Origin of the sequence: Thioalkalivibrio sulfidiphilus, assembly GCF_000377945.1 — a bacterium.
GTDB classification, from domain to species: domain Bacteria; phylum Pseudomonadota; class Gammaproteobacteria; order Ectothiorhodospirales; family Ectothiorhodospiraceae; genus Thioalkalivibrio_A; species Thioalkalivibrio_A sulfidiphilus_A.
In genome coordinates, this window is sequence record NZ_KB898934.1 from 45,314 (window position 1) to 64,752 (window position 19,439).

Sequence of the window (19,439 nt, forward strand, 5' to 3'; positions counted from 1 at the left end):
TATGCCCCGCTTTACCTGGCGGCGGGGTTTGGCCTGATCCGTTCCGGGATCAGGTGGATACATTCAGAAAGCGTTCGTCCTGGGCAAGCCGCCAGGGGCTGAACACGGCCAGGTGCTCCTGGCCTGCATGAAAGGCGCCGTCCAGATAGGGACGCAGGGCCGGATCGACCTCGGGCAACTCCATGACGCGGTCATCGGTCCAGTAATGTTTCATGCCCTGCACGGACTCGACCACCAGGCCCGCGTAGACACCCTGGTAGTTCACCACCAGCAGGCGCTGGCGTCGGGAGTCGCGGGGGAGGTTTTCCCCGAACAGAAAGCCCTGCAGATCCATGACCGGCAGCAGGTTGCCGCGCATGTTGGCCATGCCGCAGGCCCAGGATTTCACACCGGGTATGCGGGTGACCGGCGGCGGGGTGACGATCTCCGCCACCTGACTCATGGGGGCCAGCAGCTGCTGTCCCCGCAGTCCGAACAGCACGCCCTTCCAGGCCTCCTTCTGCACCGACTGCGTGGGCAGCTTGCCGGCCAGCTCCTCACCCTTGCGTGCCAGGAGCTGGAGGTATTCGAAGGGATTCTGCAGGACGGCGGACATTGCCTCAGGCGACCAGTGCCTTGACGCGCTCGAGTAGATCGCGCTCCTTGACCGGCTTGACGATGTAGTCCTTGGCACCCTGGCGCATGGCCCAGACCTTGTCGGTCTCCTGGTCCTTGGTGGTGACCACGATCACCGGGATGCTGCTGGTGGAGGCGTCGTTGGCCAGCTGGCGGGTGGCCTGGAAACCATTGAGGCCGGGCATCACTACGTCCATGAGCACCAGGGCAGGCTTGTGCTGCTTGGCCATGGCGATGCCTTCTTCACCACTCGAGGCGGTCATGACACTGTAGCCGTTCTTCTCCAGGATGGTCTTGAGTACGTGAATCTCGGTGGGCGAATCGTCAACTACCAGGATCTGCGTCATCGCGGATGTTCTCCATTGATCAATCTGATGTTTACGTCATCCCGACGGATTGCGGTGTGTGTCTGCATCCCGGTCTCACCGGAAGCGCACCCTCTCATCACCACCCCGCCGGGCAGTTGTCCCTAGTGCTTGACATGCATCCTGATGGCGCCCAGGAGATCGTCGCGGGTGAAGGGCTTGGTCAGGTACTGCTCCGACCCCACGATCCGGCCACGGGCCTTGTCAAAGATACTGTCCTTGCTGGACAGCATGATCACCGGTGTCTGTTTGAACAGACGGTTGTGCTTGATCAGCGCGCAGGTCTGATAACCGTCCAGACGCGGCATCATGATGTCCACGAAAATGATGTCAGGCTTGTGCTCGGCGATCTTGGCCAGGGCCTCGAAGCCATCGGTGGCGGTCACCACCTCACACCCCTGTTTCTTGAGCAGGGTTTCAGCAGTCCGGCGAATCGTCTTGCTGTCGTCAATGACCATGACCTTGAGCCCAGCAAGCTCGTCCTGCTCTCCGGCACCGCCATGGGTTTCTTCGCTCACAGCACCCCCAAGATCCGTTGACTGTCAAATTTGGGCCGAATTTAACCCATGACCTTGGTTTTATCAAACAAGATACCCCCAAGCCGTAAAGACAGTTAGCGACTTTATGTTAGGTGAGTTCTAAGCGCTATGGACGGCCATCGGTCAGGGGAAACGTGCCCTTCATCACACTTGATCCCTGACTGGCCTGCGTTGTGGAACCCACAGCGGGTGGATTATCTTGGTCACATCCCCCGCCCATCACGCCGGAGTAAGCTTCCTTGCCTGCCGCCACGCCCAGCATCGGGGTCGTCATGGACCCCATCGCACACATCAACATCAAGAAGGACTCCACCTTCGCCATGCTGCTCGCCGCCCGGCGTCGTGGCTGGCCGGTGTTCTACATGGAACAGCAGGACCTGTGGCTGGCCGAAGGACGCGTACACGCCCGCATGCGTGCGCTGGAAGTGCGCGACCAGGCCGGTGACTGGTTCACGCTGGGCGATACCGTGGAACGGCCCCTGGCCAGCCTGGACGCGGTGCTCATGCGCAAGGACCCGCCCTTCGACATGGAGTATCTCTACAGCACCTACCTGCTGGAGCTGGCGGAACGGGAGGGCTGCCTGGTGGTGAACCAGCCCCGGAGCCTGCGGGATGCCAACGAGAAACTGTTCACTGCCTGGTTTCCCCAGTGCTGCCCCGAGACCGTGGTCAGCCGCGACATGGCCCGGCTGCGCAGCTTCCTGGATGCGCAGCAGGACATCGTGGTCAAGCCCCTGGACGGCATGGGCGGCGCCTCGGTGTTCCGCATCCGCCAGGGCGACCCCAACACCGGCGTGATCCTCGAGACCATCACCCAGCATGGCAAGCGCACGGTGATGGCCCAGCGCTTCCTGCCGGAGTACATAGAGGGCGACAAGCGCATCCTGCTGGTGGACGGCGAGCCGGTGCCCTACGCCCTGGCGCGCATCCCCGCGAGCGGCGAGGCCCGCGCCAACCTGGCCGCCGGCGGCCGTGGCGAGGGCGTGCCGCTCACCGAACGGGACCGCTGGATCTGCCAGCAGGTGGCGCCGGCGCTGCGGGAACGGGGCCTGCTGTTCGTGGGCCTGGACGTGATCGGCGATTATCTCACCGAGATCAATGTCACCAGCCCCACCTGCATCCGGGAACTGGACGCCCAGTTCGGCCTGGACATCGGTGGGCAGCTCATGGACGCCATCGCGCGACACCTGGAGGCGCGCCGGTGATCACCTGGCAGCGGCTGATTCCGTCCGTCCTGATCCTGTTGCTCGCCGCCTGCAGCCCCCGCCCGGAGGTGCACACCGAGCGGCTGCTGGCCTTCGGTACCGTGGTGGAGCTGAGCATCTACACCCACGACCGGGAGCTGGTCCGGGAGGCGGCAAGGGTGGTGGGCGAGGACCTGGACTACATGCACCGCGCCTGGCATGCCTGGGAACCGGGCCCCCTGGGGCGCACCAACCAGCTGCTCGCCACGGGCGCGGAATTCTCGGCCAACCCCTCGGTGCTGCCGCTGATCCTGGAGGGTCAGCGCCTGGAGGCGGACAGCGACGGCCTGTTCAACCCCGCCCTCGGTGCGCTGTTCGCCCTGTGGGGTTTCCACGGCGATGAGCGTGAAGAACACGCCCCGCCCGATGAGGCCGAGATCCGTGCCCTGCTCGAGACCCGCCCCAGCATGGCGGACATCCGCGTCGACGGCATCCGCATGCGCAGCGACAACCCGGCGGTGCGCCTGGACCTGGGCGGCTTCGCCAAGGGTTACGGTGTGGACCGGGCCGTGGAGCGCCTCAAGGAACTGGGCATCGAGCACGCCATCCTCAACGCCGGCGGCGACCTGCGCGCCATCGGCCGCCCGGGCAACCGCCCCTGGCGCATCGGCATCCGCCACCCGGACAGCGAGGGGGTGCTGGCCTCCCTGGAGCTTGCCGGCGACGAGAGCGTGTACACCTCCGGCGACTATGAGCGACACTTTATTTATGCAGGCGAACGCTTCCACCACATCCTCGACCCGCGCACCGGCCGGCCCGCCCGCGAGGCCCGCTCGGTGACCGTGATCCACAGGGATGGCGCCCGGGCAGACGCCGCCGCCACCGCCCTGTTCGTGGCGGGCCCGGCGCGCTTCGCCGAGATCGCCGCGCGCCTGGGCATCGAACAGGCCATGCTGGTGGATCCGCAGGGCGCGGTGCTCATGACCCCTGCCATGGCCGAACGCATCCGCTTCGAACAGCAGCCCGCACCGCCGGTCATCCTCGTGGAGCCGGCCCGATGACCCGGGGTGATGGACTGGTGGTGATCTGCGCCTGCCTGCTGGTGGGTCTCTCCTACGTCCAGTTCTGGGGCGCACCCGATGCCGGCGACGCGAGCGCGACCCGGGAGGTCCGTATCCTGAGCGGCGGCACGGAGTTCGCCCGCCTGCCCCTGGACCGGAACGCCCTGGTGGAGGTGCCCGGCCCCGCCGGCATCACCCGCGTGGAGATCGCCGACGGCGCTGCCCGCTGCGCCGCCTCCCCCGGCAGCCAGGGCATCTGTCAGCGGGCCGGCTGGCTGCGGGAGGCCGGCGACATGGCGGTGAGCCTGCCGAACCGGGTGCTGATCGAGATATTGGGTGAGACCAAAGGCCCGTTCGACAGCATCAATTATTGAAGAAGAGACAAGAGACAAGTGGTCACACTTGCCTCTTGTCTCTTGTATCTTGTATCTGTGCTTATATCGACCACCCGCGAAGACCACCTGATCGCCTGGCTGGCGGCCCTGGCCATTGCCATCCATGTGCTGGAGGCGGCGCTGCCAAGCCCGATCCCCGGGGTCAAACCCGGGCTCGCCAACGTGATCACGGTGCTGGCCCTGCTGCTCTACGGCTGGCGGGTGGCGGTCTGGGTCTCGCTGCTGCGGGTACTGGCCGGCAGCCTGCTGGTGGGCAGCTTCCTCAGCCCCACCTTCCTGCTGAGTCTGACCGGCGCCCTGGCTAGCCTGGCGGCCCTGGGTCTGGCCACGGCCGTCGCGGGCCGGCACCTGAGCGCCCTGGGGCTGTGCGTGCTCGCCGCCCTGGCGCACATGCTGGGCCAGTTCCTGGTGGCCTACACCCTGATCATCCCTCACCCGGCCCTGCTCAAGCTGTTGCCCGTTCTGCTCACCGCCGCACTGCTGTTCGGGCTGGCAAGCGGTACAATTGCACGCATGATGTATCCGCAACGCCCGCCCGCCGCCCCATGAGTGTGTCCGCCGCCACCGTCACCCCCAGCGATCGCCTGGGTCTGACCCTGTTCCTGGCCGCGGCGATCCACGGCATCGTGATCCTGGGCGTGGGTTTCGGTATCGAGTTCTCCGGCCGGGACCGCACCCCGCCCACCCTGGACGTGGTGCTGGTGCAGACCCAGTCGCCCACACCCCCGGAGCAGACCGAGCGCATCGCCCAGGCGGACCAGCAGGCCAGCGGCCAGGCGGAGGAACCGGATCGGCCCAGCGCCCCGGTGACCGCGCCCCTGCCCCTGCCCACCGACGGCATGGCCCCCGAACAGGCCACCCCCAGCGCGCCGGATCCCACTCCGGCGGAACAGACCCCGGTGCTGACCCGCGAGCAATCCCCCACCCCGGCACCCAGCCCGGAGGTGGTCGAGGAGACCCCGGTCCGGGAGCGGGTCACCACCGACCGCCTGGTGGAACGCAGCCTGGAGATGGCCCGGCTGGCCTCGGAACTGTCCGAGGAGCGCCGCCGTTACGCCCAGCGCCCGCGGGTCCATTACATCGACGCCCTGAGCGCGCGCAGTGCCGTGGAGGCCAGCTACGTGGATGCCTGGGTGCGCAAGGTGGAGCGGGTGGGCAACCTCAACTACCCGGACGAGGCACGCCGCCGGCGCCTGGATGGCACCCTGATCCTCAACGTGCTGATCAACCACGACGGCCAGGTGCTCAACGTGCAGGTGGCCAAGAGCTCCGGGGAACAGGTGCTGGATGATGCCGCCCGGCGCATCGTGGAACTCTCCAGCCCGTTTTCGCCCTTCCCGGTGGAGATGCGCCAGAAATACGACCAGCTCATGATCACCCGCACCTGGGTGTTCCAGAGCGATGCCCGCGTGCGCATGCGGTAGGTTCAATTCAACATTCAAGATTCAAGATTCAAAGGTTCCGTGCGGGGGGCGCCTTGCGGGGGGCAGACCCCAGGCCGGATACTATTCACTCCTTAGCGCACACACAGACCCATGACCGCCAGCAGCAATTTCACCAACCAGTTCCTGATCGCCATGCCCGGCCTGGAAGACCCGAACTTCTTCCATTCGGTCACCTACATCTGCGAGCACAACGAGCAGGGTGCCATGGGCATCGTCATCAACCAGCCCACGGACCTGACCCTGAAGACGGTGCTCGAGCACATGGACATCGAGGCCGACGACAAGGCCGCCGAGATCCCCGTGTTCCACGGCGGACCGGTGCAGACCGACCGGGGCTTCGTGTTGCACAGCCCCGCGGGCACCTGGTCGTCGAGCATGCAGGTCTCCGAGGGCGTGCAGGTGACCACCTCCCGGGACATCCTAGAGGCCATGGCCCGGCACGAGGGGCCGGAAGACGTGCTGGTGGCCCTGGGCTATGCCGGCTGGGGCGCCGGGCAGCTGGAGCAGGAGATCGCCGACAACGCCTGGCTCACCACCCCCGCGGACCTGGACATCCTGTTCCGCCTGCCGCCGGACCAGCGCTGGCAGGCGGCGGCGGCGCGCCTGGGGGTGGATCTCTCGCTGATCAGCGGCGATGCCGGACATGCTTGAAGGCAGTGGCAAGTGGCAAGTGGCAAGGGAAATACGGCGCTGGGGCTGGACTATGGTGGCCGGCGCATCGGGGTGGCTGTGGGCAGCCGGGAGAGCGGGTCGGGGTCGCCGCTGGGGGTGGTGGTCAACCGGGATGACGGGCCTGACTGGGCGGCGCTGGACCGCTGGGTGAGGGAATGGCGGCCGGATGTGCTGGTGGTGGGACAGCCGGTGAACCTGGACGGCACGCCCCACCCGCTCGCACCCCGCATCCAGCGCTTCTGCGAACAGCTCACGGAACGGTACACACTGCCCGTGGCCCGGGTGGATGAACGCTTGAGCTCCTTCGACGCCGAGGAACGGCTGCGCGAGGCACGCGCCAGCGGCCGGCGCGGCCGCAAGGTGCAGAAGGGCGACGTCGACGCCCTGTCCGCCGCCATCCTGCTGGAAAACTGGTTTTCTGAACACCTCGGGAACACGACCCATGAATGAAGACATCCAGGCCCTGCTCGATGCCATGGCCGAGGCGCTCAAGCAGCGCCTCGACGCCCGCGGCACCCCGGACCCGGTCATGGTGGGTATCCACACCGGCGGCGTGTGGGTGGCCGAGGCCCTGCACCGGCGTCTGGCCCTGGGCCAGCCCCTGGGCCAGCTGGACATCTCCTTCTACCGGGATGATTTCAGCCGCATCGGCATGCACCCCCAGGTCAAGCCCTCGAACCTGCCCTTTTCCGTGGACGACCGGCACATCATCCTGGTGGACGACGTGCTGTTCACCGGGCGCACCATCCGCGCCGCCCTCAACGAGATCTTCGATTTCGGCCGGCCCGCCTCGGTGACCCTGGCCGTGCTGGTGGAGCGGGACGGCCGCGAACTGCCCATCGAGGCCCAGGTGGTGGGCAAGCACCTGAGCCTGCGCCCGGACCAGCAGGTCAAGCTGCGCGGGCCGGATCCGCTGCGTCTCGAGATCGTCAGCACCGGAGGTGACCAGTGAGCGAGGCGCTTTCCAGCACCCGGGCCATCCCGGCGGCCGGCCCCCTGCCCTCCAGCCTGCAGTTCAACGAGGAGGGGCGCCTGCGTCACCTGCTCACCATCGAGGGCCTGCCCCAAACCCTGATCACCGAGATCCTGGACACGGCGGAGTCCTTCGCCAGCATGAATGCCCAGGCGGTGAAGAAGGTGCCGCTGCTGCGCGGCAAGACCGTGGTGAACCTGTTCTTCGAGGCCAGCACCCGCACCCGCACCACCTTTGAACTGGCCGCCAAGCGCCTGTCCGCGGACGTGCTCAACATGAACATCTCCACCTCCGCCACCACCAAGGGCGAGAGCCTCCTGGACACCCTGCGCAACCTGGAGGCCATGTACGTGGACATGTTCGTGGTGCGCCACGAATCCAGCGGCGCGGCGCACTTCTTCGCCCGCCACGTGGCCCCCCACGTGTCGGTGCTCAATGCCGGCGACGGGCGCCACGCCCATCCCACCCAGGCGCTGCTGGACATGTTCACCATCCGACGCCACAAGCAGGACTTCACGCGCCTGCGGGTGGCCATCGTGGGCGACATCCTGCATTCCCGGGTGGCCCGCTCCCAGATCCACGCCCTGAACATCCTCAACACCGGGGAGATCCGCGTGATCGCGCCCCAGTCCCTGCTGCCGGCCCAGGTGGAATCCCTGGGCGTGCACGTCTACAACGACATCCGCCAGGGTCTCAAGGACGTGGACGTGATCATCATGCTCAGGCTGCAGCGCGAGCGCATGGAGTCGGGCCTGCTGCCCTCGGAACACGAGTTCTTCCAGCTCTATGGCCTGACCCAGGAACGTCTGGCCCTGGCCCATCCCGACTGCATCGTCATGCATCCGGGCCCGGCCAACCGCGGCGTGGAGATCGACTCCCGGGTGGCGGACGGGCCCCGTTCCGTGATCCTGGAACAGGTGACCTACGGCATCGCCGTGCGCATGGCGGTGATGTCCATGATCATGGGCGGGAGCGTGACCCCATGAGGCTCCTCATCGAGAACGCACACCTGCTGGATCCGGCCCAGGGCATCGACCGGGTCACGGACATCTACATCCAGAAAGAGAACGTCGTCGCCCTGGGCGAGGCACCCAGGGACTTCGAGCCCCAGCGGCGCATCGACGCCGCCGGCCGCCTGGTCATCCCCGGCGTGGTGGACATGGCGGCGCGCCTGCGCGAGCCCGGCCAGGAACACAAGGCCACCGTGGCCTCCGAGACCCGGGCCGCGGCAAGCAGCGGCATCACCACCCTGGTCTGCCCGCCGGACACCAACCCGCCGGTGGACTCCCCGGCGGAGGTGGAACTGATCACCCGTCGCGCCAAGCAGGCCTGCGGCGTGCGCGTGCATGCCCTGGGCGCGCTCAGCGCGGGGCTGGCCGGCGAACAGCTCTCGGAGATGGCGGCACTCAAGCGCGCCGGCGTGCTGGGCGTGAGCCAGGCGCTCAAGCCCATGGCCAGTCACCTGCTGCTGCGCCGGGCCATGGAGTACGCCGCGAGCCACGGGCTCACGGTGTTCCTGCATCCCATCGACTGGTCCCTCAACGCCAAGGGCTGCGTGCACGAAGGCCCGGTGGGCACGCGCCTCGGCCTGCCCGGCATCCCGGCGGCCGCCGAGACCGCCGCCCTGGGCACCATCCTCGCGCTCACGGAACAGACCGGCGCGCGGGTGCATCTGTGCCGCCTGTCCACCGCCCGGGGCGCGCAGATGCTCGCCCGCGCACGCCACGACGGACTGCCCATCAGCGCCGACGTGGCCGCCCACCAGTTGTTCCTCACGGACATGGACGTGGCGGACTTCAACAGCCTGTGCCACGTGATGCCGCCCCTGCGCAGCCAGCGTGACCGGGAGGGACTGCGCCAGGCGGTGGCCGACGGCGCCATCTCCGTGATCTGCTCCGACCACCAGCCCCACGAGGCGGATGCGAAACTCGCGCCCTTCGCCCAGACCCTGCCCGGCATCTCGTCCCTGGAGACCCTGCTGCCGCTGACCCTGCGGCTGGCGGAGGAAGGGGTGCTGAGCCGCGCCGAGGCCGTGCGCCGCATCACCGCCAACCCCGCCGCCATCCTGGGACTGCCCGTGGGCACCCTGGCGCCGGGCCACCGGGCGGACCTGTGCATCATCGATACCGAGGCGATCTACCGGCCCGAGGCGGAGTCCTGGCTCAGCCAAGGCCGCAACAGTCCGTTCTTCGGCTGGGAATTCGCCGGCCGGGTCACGCATACCCTGGTGGCCGGACGGGTTGTCTTTGAGCAGACAGGCCGATAAACAGCTTGCCGCAGAGACGCAGAGGCGCAGAGAAAAACATGTTTGGGTAAATGCGGCGGGGCACAGCAGCGGATGAACCGACTTTTCCAGTCTGCGGCAGTTCTCCGCGCCTCAGCGTCTCTGCGGCAAACCCTAAACCACGCAGATCACATCGGAATCAAGAAACATGCATAAACCCCACCGCGGCACCATCTATGTGGAGGATGCCAAGGTCCTCGCCCACGAGGCCTTCGCCGGCGAACAGTACATCATGCGGGTGCAGGCGCCGCGCTGCGCCGAGAAGGCCCAGCCGGGCAGTTTCGCGCACCTGCAGTGCGATCCCATGCTGCCCATGCGTCGCCCCCTGTCCATCATGCGCACCGATCCGCGTGCCGGCTGGGTGGAGTTTCTCTACAAGGCGGTGGGGGAAGGCACCCGGCTGCTGTCACGCCGCAAGCTGGGCGAGACGATCAGCGTGATGGGTCCCATCGGCAAGCCCTTCCAGCCCCATGGCGACCGGCCGCTGACCCTGCTGCTGGGCGGTGGCGTGGGCATCCCGCCCATGGTGTTCCTGGCCTCCAGCCTGCGCAGCAACCCGGTCTACCAGCCCCTGGTGATCATGGGCTCCGAAGTGCCCTTCCCGTTCAAGCCGCGCCCCTCGGAGATCCTGGTGCCGGGCATGCCCGAGGGGGTGATCGCCACCATGCCGCTGCTGGAGGACTGGGGTGTAGCCTGCCGGCTCACCAGCGGCGCCGGGTTCCCCGGCTGCCATGAGGGCTACGTCACCGACCTGGCCCGGCTGTGGCTGGACACCCTGAGCGAGGAGAAGCGCCGCCAGGTGGAGATCTTCGCCTGCGGCCCCCACCCCATGCTGGCGGCCTGCGCCCGGCTGGCCGAGCAGTACCGCATCCCCTGCCAGGTGTCCCTGGAAGAGTTCATGGCCTGTGCCGTGGGCGGTTGCGCCGGCTGCGTGGTGGAGGTGAAGACGGATCAGGGCCCCGCCATGAAGCGCGTGTGCGTGGACGGGCCGGTGTTTGACGCGAAGACGGTGTTTTGAAGTGGGAAGCGAGAATTGAAGTGAGAAGTGAGAAGTGGGAATTGGGAAGTGCGAAGGTAAGGCCTTTCAATATTCACACTTCCAGATTCACACTTCGTACTTCAGTTAGTCCTCTTTATCGAGGCTGGTCTCCGAGAGCGGTTTCAGGTCATCGAAGTGGGTGGCGGGCTTGCGACCGCCATCGGCGGGAGGCTCCAGGTTGACCATGTCGCTGGGCATCTGCAGGGAATCGTCGGTGGACTTCAGGGACTTCACGCCGCCACCGAAATGGATGCGCCATTCCAGGTCGCCCTTGGAGTCTGCCTTGGACAAGGCCTCGGGCAGGGTGATCTTGCCGGCCTTGTAGAGTTCGAACAGGGACTGGTCGAAGGTGTGCATGCCTACCGACGCGCCCTTCTCGATGATGTCCTTGATGCCGCTGATCTCTCCCTTGCGAATCAGCTCCGAGATGTAGGGTGTGTTGAGCAGCACCTCGGTGGCGGGCATGCGCTTGCCGTCCTTGGTGACCACCAGCCGCTGGGACATGATGCCCTTGATGTTCAAGGACAGGTCCATGAGGATCTGGCGGCGGGAGTCCGGCGGGAAGAAGTTGATGATGCGGTCCAGGGCCTGGTTGGCGTTGACCGCGTGCAGGGTGGAGAGCACCAGGTGGCCGGTGTCGGCGTAGGTGAGCGCCGCCTCCATGGTCTCACGGTCACGGATCTCGCCGATCATGATCATGTCCGGCGCCTCGCGCATGGCCTCGCGCAGGGCGTTCTCGTAGGAGAGCGTGTCGAGACCCACCTCCCGCTGGCCCACGATGGACTTGCGATGGGTGAAGGAGTACTCGATGGGGTCCTCCACCGTGAGGATGTGTCCGTAGCTGTTGGCGTTGCGGTAATCCAGCATGGCCGCCAGCGACGTCGACTTGCCCGAGCCCGTGGAACCCACCACCAGCACCAGTCCATTCTTGTTGAGCACCAGATCCTTGAGCACGTGGGGTAGATGCAGCTGCTCGATGCTCGGCACATCGGACTTGATGTAGCGGATCACCATGGAGACCTCGCCGCGCTGCACGTAGATGTTCACGCGAAAGCGGCCCAGCTCCTCCACGGAGATACCGATGTTCATCTCCCGGGTGCGCTCGAACTCCTGGATCTTGCGCTCATCCATCAGCTCGTAGGCCATGTCCCTGACCGAGCCCGGCGCCATGGTATGCCGGCTAATGGGGCGCATCTCGCCCTCGATCTTCACGCTCGCAGGCGCACCCACGGTAAAAAACAGGTCGGACGCATTCTTCTGCGCCATGAGTTTGAGGTAGGGTTCGATGGACATTGATTCAGTCTCAAGTGGCAAGTCTCAAGTGGCAAGGAAAGTCGCAATAATGACTGCCTCAGGCAAAGGACCGGGATGAAGATGATTTCCTTGCCACTTGAGACTAGCCACTAGCCACTATTATTTAAGCATACCGGATTCTTCCGGCGTCTCTTCCACTTCCAGGTGCGCGACCTCGTCCATGAGATTCGCCTGACGGGCGCGCTTGCTGTCGAGCTTGATGCGCAGGCGTAGGTCGTTGACCGAGTCGGCGTTGCGCAGGGCGTCCTCGTAGGTGATGTGGCCTTCCTCGAAGAGCTTGAACAGGGCCTGGTCGAAGGTCTGCATGCCCAGCTCGTTGGACTTGGCCATGAGCTCCTTCATCTCGTGCACCTCGCCCTTGAAGATCAGGTCCGACATGAGCGGGCTGTTGATCATGATCTCCACGGCGGGGGCGCGGCCCTTGCCGTCGGCCTTGGGGATCAGCCGCTGGGAGATGACACCCTTCAAGTTCAGGGACAGGTCCATGAGCAGCTGCTGGCGCCGCTCCTCGGGGAAGAAGTTGATGATACGATCCAGGGCCTGGTTGGTGCTGTTGGCGTGCAGGGTGGAGAGACACAGGTGACCGGTCTCGGCGAAGGCGATGGCGTAGTCCATGGTCTCGCGATCACGGATCTCACCAATCAGGATCACGTCGGGGGCCTGGCGCAGGGTGTTCTTCAGGGCCACCTCGTAGCTCTCGGTGTCCACCCCCACCTCACGCTGGGTCACCAGGCAGTTGATGTGGGAGTGCACGAACTCGATGGGGTCCTCGATGGTGACGATGTGGCCATAGCTGTTGGCATTGCGGTAGCCGAGCATGGCGGCGAGCGAGGTGGACTTGCCCGATCCGGTACCGCCCACGAAGATCACCAGGCCGCGGCGGGTCATGGCGATGTCCTTGAGCTGCATCGGCAGGCCCAGCTGCTCGAAGGTGGGGATCTCGGTGGTGATCACACGCAGCACCATGCCGGCGGTGCCGCGCTGGGTGAAGGCGTTGACGCGAAAGCGCGATACCCCCGGCAGGCTGATGGCGAAGTTGCACTCCTGGGTGCGCTCGAACTCCGAGGCCTGCTTGTCGTTCATGATGGAACGCACCAGCACCTGGGTGTGGGCCGGAGACAAGGGCTGGTTGGTGATGGGCGTCATGCGTCCGTCCACCTTGATGGACGGCGGCGCACCCACGGTGATGAACAGGTCGGAGCCCTTCTTGCTGAGCAGGGTCTTCAGCAAGTCGTGCATGAAACGTATTGCCTTATCGCGATCCATTTGATGAAGCCTCGTCTACCTGAGCACTGGGATTGCCAGGGCCCCGGCCTGTGGTGTCAGTCGGCCTAGAGGGCGTCCGGGTTGGCGGCCTTGCGGCGTGCGTCTTCCTTGCTGATGATGCCCTTGGCGAGCAGTTCCTTGAGACTCATGTCCAGGGTCTGCATGCCCATGCCCTGGCTGGTCTGGATGGCCGAGTACATCTGGGCAATCTTGTTTTCACGGATCAGGTTGCGGATGGCCGGGGTGCCCAGCATGATCTCGTGGGCCGCCACGCGGCCGCCGCCGATGCGCTTGAGCAGGGTCTGGGAGATCACCGCCCGCAGGGACTCCGACAGCATGGCGCGCACCATGTCCTTCTCCGCGGCGGGGAACACGTCCACGATGCGGTCGATGGTCTTGGCGGCGGAACTGGTGTGCAGGGTACCGAACACCAGGTGACCGGTCTCGGCGGCGGTCAGGGCCAGGCGGATGGTCTCCAGGTCGCGCATCTCGCCCACCAGGATGGTGTCCGGGTCCTCACGCAGGGCCGAGCGCAGGGCCTCGTTGAAGCCCAGGGTGTCGCGGTGCACCTCGCGCTGGTTGACCAGGCACTTCTTGCTCTCGTGCACGAACTCGATCGGATCCTCCACGGTGAGGATGTGTCCGTACTCGGATTCGTTCTTGTGGTTGATCATGGCGGCCAGGGTGGTGGACTTGCCGGAGCCGGTGGGCCCGGTGACCAGCACGATGCCGCGCGGGTAGTCGGAGATCTGCTCGAAGATCTTCGGGCAGTTGAGTTCTTCGAGGGTGAGGATCTTGCTCGGGATGGTTCGGAACACCGCGCCGGCGCCGCGGTTGTGGTTGAAGGCGTTGACGCGGAAGCGCGCCAGGCCGGGGATCTCGAAGGAGAAGTCCGTTTCCAGGAACTCCTCGTAGTCCTTGCGCTGCTTGTCGTTCATGATGTCGTACACCATGCCGTGGACAGCCTTGTGGTCCAGGGCGGGTACGTTGATCCGGCGCACGTCGCCGTCGACGCGGATCATGGGCGGCAGCCCGGCGGAGAGATGCAGGTCCGAGGCGCCATTCTTGACCGCAAACGCAAGCAGCTGCGTAATGTCCATTCAATCCCCCAAGTCGAGTGAACCGGTTCGTGATCCGGCTTTGCGTCGAGTCTGCCCCTTCCAGCGCGGAGGGTGAAGCCGCATCGCGCATGAACGGTAGTTAACGCCGGGTGGACGGCGATAGCCACAAGAGGACGGCCAACGGGAACCGGGCCGGGAGACTCAGGCACGGGAAACACCGGAGCCGATTCGGCATTTCCCCTGTTACGTGAACCGAATATAGCATAGCCCCATGAGCACCATTGGCGACAGACTCGAGACCGTCAGGACCCGTATCCATGAGGCCGCCCTGCGTCATGGACGCGACCCCGCCACGATCACCCTGCTGGCGGTGAGCAAGACCCAGCCTGTCGAGGCATTGAGGGAGGCCATGGCCTGCGGTCAGCGGGCCTTCGGCGAGAACTACGCCCAGGAACTGGCCGACAAGGCCGATGCCCTCGCGGATCTGCGTCCCGAATGGCATTTCATCGGCCCGCTGCAGTCCAACAAGACCCGCCTGATTGCCGGCCTCGCCCACTGGGTGCACAGCATCGAGCGGGAAAAGATCGCCCGGCGGCTGTCGGAACAGCGCCCCGGGGAGGCCGCCGACCTGCAGGTCTGCCTGCAGGTGAACCTGGACGCGGAGGCGAGCAAGTCCGGGCTTGTCGCCGAGGCCCTGCCGGCCCTGGCCGAAGTAGTGGCGGGACTTCCCCGGCTGCGCCTGCGCGGCCTGATGGCCATCCCCGCCCCCAGCGAGGACTTCGCCACCCAGCGACGCGCCTTCGCCCGCCTGCGCGAGATGCAGGAAGACCTGATCCGCCGGGGCCATCAGCTGGATACCCTGTCCATGGGCATGAGCGGCGACCTGGAGGCGGCCATCGCGGAAGGCGCCACCATCGTGCGTGTGGGCACCGCCATCTTCGGCAGCCGCCGGGTGGCAGGCCACGGCGGGCAGGGTTTATGATCCTTCCCCTGTTCGCCAACGTCCCAACGGAAAGCTCATGAACGAACCCATCGCCTTCATCGGCGCAGGCAACATGGCGCGCAGCCTCATCGGCGGCCTGGTCGCCGACGGCTGGCCCGAGGACGCCCTGTGGGCCGTGGACCCCAACCCGGGCCAGCGGGAAATCCTTGCGACCCAATGGCCGGGCATGCACCTGGGCGAGGATGGGGCAGAGGCCATCGGTCACGCCGACGTGGTGGTGCTGGCGGTCAAGCCCCAGGTGCTTGGCGAGGTGTGCCGCGCCCTGGCCGGGGCCGTGCAGGCGCGCCGTCCGCTGATCGTCTCCATCGCCGCCGGCGTGCGCAGCGCCGATATCGAGCGCTGGCTGGGCGGCAATCTCGCCGTGGTGCGCTGCATGCCCAACACCCCGGCCCTGGTGGGCTGCGGCGCCACGGGACTGGCGGCCAATGAACGGGTCAGCCCGGCCCAGAAGGCCGTGGCCGAATCCATCCTGCGCGCCGTGGGACTGACCGTGTGGCTGGACGATGAGTCCGCCCTGGACGCGGTCACGGCCCTGTCCGGCAGCGGTCCCGCCTACCTGTTCCTGGTCATGGAGGCCCTGGAGGACGCCGGCGTGCAGCTGGGCCTGCCCCGGGAGACCGCCCGGCTGCTGGCCCTGCAGACCGCCTTCGGCGCCGCCAAGCTGGCCCTGGAGTCCGACGAGGACGCCGCCACCCTGCGCACCCGGGTCACCTCCCGGGGCGGCACCACGGAACGCGCCCTGCAGGTGCTGGAGACCGGCGGCCTGCGCGAACTCATGGCCCAGGCCCTCACCTCCGCCCGGGACCGTTCCCGGGAACTGGCCGATCAACTGGCATCCAACTGACGCAACGGAGCCCCACCCATGCCCGGACCCCTCCAGGAGATCAGCATCTTCCTCATCTCCACCCTGTTCAGTCTGTACGTGATCGCCCTCATGCTGCGCATGCTGCTGGCCATGGTGCGGGCGGATTTCTACAACCCGGTGTCCCAGTTCCTGGTCACCGTCACCAATCCGCCGGTGCGAGCCCTGCGCCGCGTCATCCCGCCCATCGGCCGCCTGGACACGGCGGTGGTGCTGCTCATGATCGCGCTGAAGATGCTGGAACTCTGGCTGGTGGCCTGGATCGGCGGCGCGAGCCCCGGGCTCGGCCTGGTGCTGGTGGTGGCGGTGTTCCGTCTGCTGCAGCTGCTGATTTATGTGTTCATGTTCAGCATCATCATCGAGGCGGTGATGAGCTGGTTCATGGCCGGCGGCATGCGCGGCAATCCGGTGGCCTCGCTGGTGGCGAGTCTGAACCGCCCCATCCTCACCCCCATCCGTTCCGTGATGCCCAACCTGGGTACGGTGGACCTCTCCCCCCTGGTGGCCATCATCGGCCTCAACATCCTGCTGATCCTGCTGCGCTCGATCTTCTGATTCCGGAATCCCTGCACATTCCGAAACACTGATGGCGCAACATCCCGTCGGCCTTTTGGCTACACTGATAGACAAGGGATACCTACTGTTCCCTTAAGCCAAGCGATCGAACCAGGGCACACTGGAGGAGCATCACAACATGAAACGACGTCATGTCTTCAAGGCATTCCTGTTGCTGGTACTGGCCGGCGCACTGTCCGGCACCGTCCACGCCGGCGGGCAGCAGGACTTCGGCGATTACGTGGTCCATTTCAACGCACTGAGCACCGACTTCCTGTCACCGGATGTTGCACGCTCCTACAACATCACCCGCAGCCGCAACCGCGCGCTGATCAACATCAGCATCATGAAAAAATCCCTGGGTGTGGGCACGGAGCCTCAGCTGGCGGTGGTCACCGGCAAGGCCGTGAACCTGCGCGGCCAGACCATCCCGCTGCAATTTCGCGAGGTCCGGGATAGCACGGCCATCTACTACCTGGCCGAGGTGGGCATCGATGATGGTGAGACCCTGGATTTCATGATCGAGGCCACCCCCCGAGACAGCGGGCCCCTGTCGGTACGCTTCCGCCAGCAGTTCTTTACCCGCTGAACCTCAAGCCTGCGCGGCCCGGGTATTTACCCGGGCCGCTTCAGCCTGCCAGCACCTGCCACAGCATCAGCAGCCCAAAACCGGCCACGAAGCCACCGGCCAGGTAACGCACCCAGCGCTGTCTCAGCCATGCGCCGAGCCGGGCGGCCATGACCCCCATGAGCAGCAGATTGGGCAGGGTCCCGAGGCCGAAGGCCAGCATCAGCAACGCGCCCTGGGTCACGCCACCGGCACTCAGCGACCAGATCAGCACGCTGTAGACCAGCCCACAGGGCAGCCAGCCCCACAGCCCGCCCAGGGCCAGGGCCTGGGCCGGCGTGCGCACCGGCATCAGACGACGCCCCAGGGGCTCGATCCTGCGCCAGAGCACGCCGCCCGCCTGCTCCACTTTGGCGAGCCCTGCCCACCAGCCCGCCAGGTAAAGACCCAGTGCGATCATGAACAGCGCGGCCAGCACCTGCAGCCCCTGCTGCGCCAGGTGCACATCCACCAGTCGCGCGGCGAACCAGCCCGCGCCACCGGCCAGCGCGCCGGCCAGCGTATAGCTCGCGATGCGCCCCAGGTTGTAGGAAAACAGCAGTGGCCAGGGCGTGGTGCCTGCGGGCGTGCGGGTGCCGAGGCTCAGGGCGGTGACGATGCCGCCGCACATGCCGGCGCAGTGCACGCCGCCGAACAGACCCACCAGAAAGGCGGCCAGCCAAGTGCCATGCTCAAGCACGCCACACCGCCCGCGCACCCGGAATGCACAGCACGCTCTCGTGCCGATATTTTCGGGATAAACCGTCTCGCCAATGGAAAATCATCGTGCTATGTTAATTCGCGTTCAGCTTGAACTCACCCGTTAAACTCGCGCATCCAACGCAACCAATCAGGGAGCCACTCCATGGCAGCCAAGAAGAAAGCCACCACCAAGACCCAGGCCGCAGCCGCCGCTCAGCCCAAGCCCCCCACCAAGACCGAAATCCTGAACCACATTGCCACCCAGACCGGCCTGTCCAAGAAGGACGTGGGCGCGGTGATGGATTCTCTGCAGGGCCTGATCGAGAAGAGCATCAAGCCCCGCGGCGTGGGCATGTTCACCCTGCCCGGCCTGCTCAAGATCAAGGTGGTGAAGAAGCCTGCCACCAAGGCGCGCAAGGGCCGCAACCCCGCCACCGGCGAGGAGATGATCTTCAAGGCCAAGCCCGCCCGCAAGGTGGTGAAGGTGCTGCCGCTGAAGAATCTGAAGGACATGATTTAGGGCGCTTCGGCCCCATAAAAAAAGCCCGGCAATGCCGGGCTTTTTTATGGGGCCGAAGGCCAGAGACAAGATGCAAGATACAAGATACAAGAAAAATCCGACTGCCTCTTACTTGTCTCTTGTCTCTTGTCTCTTGCCTCTGGCGCCTTCCTCAATCTTGAGCTTGGTCCTAATGTACACCGGGTGCGGCACGTACAGCAGGTCCGCGATCTTGCGCACCGTGTATTCCTGGTGCTTGTCCAGTTCGCCCTTGGCGTAGGCCACCTGCCAGAGATCCTCCATGATGCGCGCACGCTGATCGGGCTCGAAGTTCTCGTTGATCAGGCGCACGAAGGGGTGCAGGGACAGCATCTCGTCGCTCTCGGCGCGGGCCAGGTCGAGCAGTTCCCGGGTCTCCTCGGCACTCAACTGGAACTGCCGCTCCAGGATCTGAGCCATGGCCTCCAGTTCCTTGTCGTGGACATGGAAATCCGCGCGGCTGACCTCGAACAGCAGAGCGGCCGTGGCCAGATGCAGGGCATGGGTAGGATCGGCATCCGGCCGCCGGGTTTTCCCGGATGCAAACCGCGGCGCCGGCACGCTGGCCGCCGGTGCCGCGATGTGCTCATCGAAGAAGCGTCGAATACGATCCAGCATCAGTTCACGCGCATGCGATGACGGTAGACACCATTCACGAAGCCGGTGAAAAAGGCCTCGGTATAGGGGTGCTCGATGGGTTCGCTGGCGTCTCCGGGTTCCAGGTTCTGCTGGGCCACGTAGGTCTCCACCGCCTCACCATCCACCAGCACGTGATACCAGGGTTCGTCCCTGGGCGGCTGGCTCTGGGCCACCTGCGCATACCATTCCTCGGTACCCTGAAAGACGGGATCCACGTCCACCACCACACCCCGATAGCCGAACAGGCGGTGATGTATGATTTGTCCGATGCTGAAAATTGCCTGACTCATGGCGTCTGTACCCTCCGTCCGGGGACGTTC

General features: G+C 65.9%; 25 protein-coding genes. 16 read left to right on the forward strand and 9 right to left on the reverse strand.

Annotation, left to right across the window (positions count from 1 at the left end; translation table 11 throughout):
- Positions 1 to 49: 49 nt before the first annotated feature.
- The 3 genes from D580_RS0107370 to D580_RS0107380 all read right to left on the reverse strand — a co-directional run bounded on the left by D580_RS0107370 (position 50) and on the right by D580_RS0107380 (position 1,438).
- A complete protein-coding gene (locus tag D580_RS0107370; protein WP_018953765.1) occupies positions 50 to 595 on the reverse strand; it encodes a chemotaxis protein CheW in 546 nt (181 codons plus the stop codon).
- Positions 596 to 599: 4 nt separating this feature from the next.
- On the reverse strand, positions 600 to 962 hold the full coding sequence (locus tag D580_RS0107375) for a response regulator transcription factor (RefSeq protein ID WP_018953766.1): 363 nt from the start codon (positions 960 to 962) through the stop codon (positions 600 to 602).
- A 122-nt stretch (positions 963 to 1,084) separates the two neighbouring features.
- On the reverse strand, positions 1,085 to 1,438 hold the full coding sequence (locus tag D580_RS0107380) for a response regulator (RefSeq protein WP_018953767.1): 354 nt from the start codon (positions 1,436 to 1,438) through the stop codon (positions 1,085 to 1,087).
- Positions 1,439 to 1,791: 353 nt separating this feature from the next.
- On the opposite strand from D580_RS0107380, the gene gshB reads away from it, so the two are divergent.
- From gshB to D580_RS0107435, 11 genes are all read left to right on the forward strand, one after another.
- Positions 1,792 to 2,724, forward strand: a complete 933-nt coding sequence (gene gshB, locus D580_RS0107385; protein ID WP_038043347.1) for a glutathione synthase — start codon at positions 1,792 to 1,794, stop codon at positions 2,722 to 2,724.
- Positions 2,721 to 3,764 carry an FAD:protein FMN transferase gene (locus tag D580_RS0107390; RefSeq protein ID WP_018953769.1) on the forward strand — a complete coding sequence of 348 codons (1,044 nt, stop codon included), beginning with the start codon at positions 2,721 to 2,723 and terminating at the stop codon, positions 3,762 to 3,764. Before gshB ends, D580_RS0107390 begins: the two co-directional genes overlap by 4 nt.
- Positions 3,761 to 4,138, forward strand: coding sequence for a NusG domain II-containing protein (locus D580_RS0107395; protein ID WP_018953770.1), 378 nt, complete (start codon positions 3,761 to 3,763; stop codon positions 4,136 to 4,138). The genes D580_RS0107390 and D580_RS0107395 overlap by 4 nt, the downstream gene beginning before the upstream one ends.
- A 57-nt stretch (positions 4,139 to 4,195) precedes the next feature.
- On the forward strand, positions 4,196 to 4,708 hold the full coding sequence (locus D580_RS0107400) for a Gx transporter family protein (protein WP_018953771.1): 513 nt from the start codon (positions 4,196 to 4,198) through the stop codon (positions 4,706 to 4,708).
- Complete coding sequence (locus tag D580_RS0107405) at positions 4,705 to 5,583, forward strand: energy transducer TonB (protein WP_018953772.1); 879 nt, start codon at positions 4,705 to 4,707, stop codon at positions 5,581 to 5,583. The genes D580_RS0107400 and D580_RS0107405 overlap by 4 nt, the downstream gene beginning before the upstream one ends.
- Before the next feature lie 111 nt (positions 5,584 to 5,694).
- Positions 5,695 to 6,255 carry a YqgE/AlgH family protein gene (locus D580_RS0107410; protein WP_018953773.1) on the forward strand — a complete coding sequence of 187 codons (561 nt, stop codon included), beginning with the start codon at positions 5,695 to 5,697 and terminating at the stop codon, positions 6,253 to 6,255.
- Positions 6,256 to 6,267: 12 nt separating this feature from the next.
- Complete coding sequence (ruvX, locus tag D580_RS0107415) at positions 6,268 to 6,726, forward strand: Holliday junction resolvase RuvX (RefSeq protein WP_026289799.1); 459 nt, start codon at positions 6,268 to 6,270, stop codon at positions 6,724 to 6,726.
- Positions 6,719 to 7,228, forward strand: coding sequence for a bifunctional pyr operon transcriptional regulator/uracil phosphoribosyltransferase PyrR (gene pyrR, locus D580_RS0107420; RefSeq protein WP_018953775.1), 510 nt, complete (start codon positions 6,719 to 6,721; stop codon positions 7,226 to 7,228). The genes ruvX and pyrR overlap by 8 nt, the downstream gene beginning before the upstream one ends.
- Positions 7,225 to 8,235, forward strand: a complete 1,011-nt coding sequence (locus tag D580_RS0107425; RefSeq protein ID WP_018953776.1) for an aspartate carbamoyltransferase catalytic subunit — start codon at positions 7,225 to 7,227, stop codon at positions 8,233 to 8,235. Before pyrR ends, D580_RS0107425 begins: the two co-directional genes overlap by 4 nt.
- Positions 8,232 to 9,515: a dihydroorotase gene (locus tag D580_RS0107430; protein ID WP_018953777.1), complete on the forward strand. Its 1,284-nt coding sequence runs from the start codon at positions 8,232 to 8,234 to the stop codon at positions 9,513 to 9,515. Before D580_RS0107425 ends, D580_RS0107430 begins: the two co-directional genes overlap by 4 nt.
- A gap of 166 nt (positions 9,516 to 9,681) precedes the next feature.
- The gene (locus tag D580_RS0107435; RefSeq protein ID WP_018953778.1) at positions 9,682 to 10,551 is read left to right on the forward strand and encodes a dihydroorotate dehydrogenase electron transfer subunit; all 870 of its coding nucleotides are present in this window, start codon (positions 9,682 to 9,684) and stop codon (positions 10,549 to 10,551) included.
- Between the two features lie 105 nt (positions 10,552 to 10,656).
- Here the strand turns inward: D580_RS0107435 and D580_RS0107440 are convergent, their stop codons facing one another.
- The 3 genes from D580_RS0107440 to D580_RS0107450 form a co-directional block, all read right to left on the reverse strand.
- Positions 10,657 to 11,865, reverse strand: coding sequence for a PilT/PilU family type 4a pilus ATPase (locus D580_RS0107440; RefSeq protein WP_018953779.1), 1,209 nt, complete (start codon positions 11,863 to 11,865; stop codon positions 10,657 to 10,659).
- Positions 11,866 to 11,985: 120 nt separating this feature from the next.
- Positions 11,986 to 13,152 (reverse strand): PilT/PilU family type 4a pilus ATPase, encoded by a 1,167-nt coding sequence (locus D580_RS0107445; protein WP_026289800.1) that lies wholly within the window; start codon positions 13,150 to 13,152, stop codon positions 11,986 to 11,988.
- Between the two features lie 65 nt (positions 13,153 to 13,217).
- Positions 13,218 to 14,252: a type IV pilus twitching motility protein PilT gene (locus D580_RS0107450; protein WP_012639454.1), complete on the reverse strand. Its 1,035-nt coding sequence runs from the start codon at positions 14,250 to 14,252 to the stop codon at positions 13,218 to 13,220.
- Between the two features lie 232 nt (positions 14,253 to 14,484).
- Here D580_RS0107450 and D580_RS0107455 point away from each other — a divergent pair, with 232 nt between their 5' ends.
- From D580_RS0107455 to D580_RS0107470, 4 genes are all read left to right on the forward strand, one after another.
- Positions 14,485 to 15,195: a YggS family pyridoxal phosphate-dependent enzyme gene (locus tag D580_RS0107455; protein WP_018953781.1), complete on the forward strand. Its 711-nt coding sequence runs from the start codon at positions 14,485 to 14,487 to the stop codon at positions 15,193 to 15,195.
- A gap of 37 nt (positions 15,196 to 15,232) precedes the next feature.
- Positions 15,233 to 16,060: a pyrroline-5-carboxylate reductase gene (gene proC, locus D580_RS0107460; protein WP_018953782.1), complete on the forward strand. Its 828-nt coding sequence runs from the start codon at positions 15,233 to 15,235 to the stop codon at positions 16,058 to 16,060.
- An 18-nt stretch (positions 16,061 to 16,078) separates the two neighbouring features.
- Positions 16,079 to 16,633: a YggT family protein gene (locus D580_RS0107465; protein WP_018953783.1), complete on the forward strand. Its 555-nt coding sequence runs from the start codon at positions 16,079 to 16,081 to the stop codon at positions 16,631 to 16,633.
- Between the two features lie 139 nt (positions 16,634 to 16,772).
- Positions 16,773 to 17,222 carry a DUF4426 domain-containing protein gene (locus D580_RS0107470; RefSeq protein WP_018953784.1) on the forward strand — a complete coding sequence of 150 codons (450 nt, stop codon included), beginning with the start codon at positions 16,773 to 16,775 and terminating at the stop codon, positions 17,220 to 17,222.
- 40 nt (positions 17,223 to 17,262) lie between these two features.
- Here D580_RS0107470 and D580_RS0107475 read toward each other — a convergent pair whose 3' ends face one another.
- On the reverse strand, positions 17,263 to 17,940 hold the full coding sequence (locus D580_RS0107475; protein ID WP_018953785.1) for a sulfite exporter TauE/SafE family protein: 678 nt from the start codon (positions 17,938 to 17,940) through the stop codon (positions 17,263 to 17,265).
- A gap of 165 nt (positions 17,941 to 18,105) precedes the next feature.
- Here D580_RS0107475 and D580_RS0107480 point away from each other — a divergent pair, with 165 nt between their 5' ends.
- Positions 18,106 to 18,462: an HU family DNA-binding protein gene (locus tag D580_RS0107480; protein ID WP_018953786.1), complete on the forward strand. Its 357-nt coding sequence runs from the start codon at positions 18,106 to 18,108 to the stop codon at positions 18,460 to 18,462.
- Between the two features lie 108 nt (positions 18,463 to 18,570).
- On the opposite strand, the gene D580_RS0107485 is transcribed toward D580_RS0107480, so the two are convergent.
- Together D580_RS0107485 and hspQ are read right to left on the reverse strand one after the other, a co-directional pair.
- Positions 18,571 to 19,098 (reverse strand): TerB family tellurite resistance protein, encoded by a 528-nt coding sequence (locus D580_RS0107485; RefSeq protein ID WP_018953787.1) that lies wholly within the window; start codon positions 19,096 to 19,098, stop codon positions 18,571 to 18,573.
- Entirely contained in the window at positions 19,098 to 19,409 is a 312-nt protein-coding gene (hspQ, locus tag D580_RS0107490) for a heat shock protein HspQ (protein WP_018953788.1), read from the reverse strand. The genes D580_RS0107485 and hspQ overlap by 1 nt, the downstream gene beginning before the upstream one ends.
- Positions 19,410 to 19,439 lie beyond the last annotated feature (30 nt).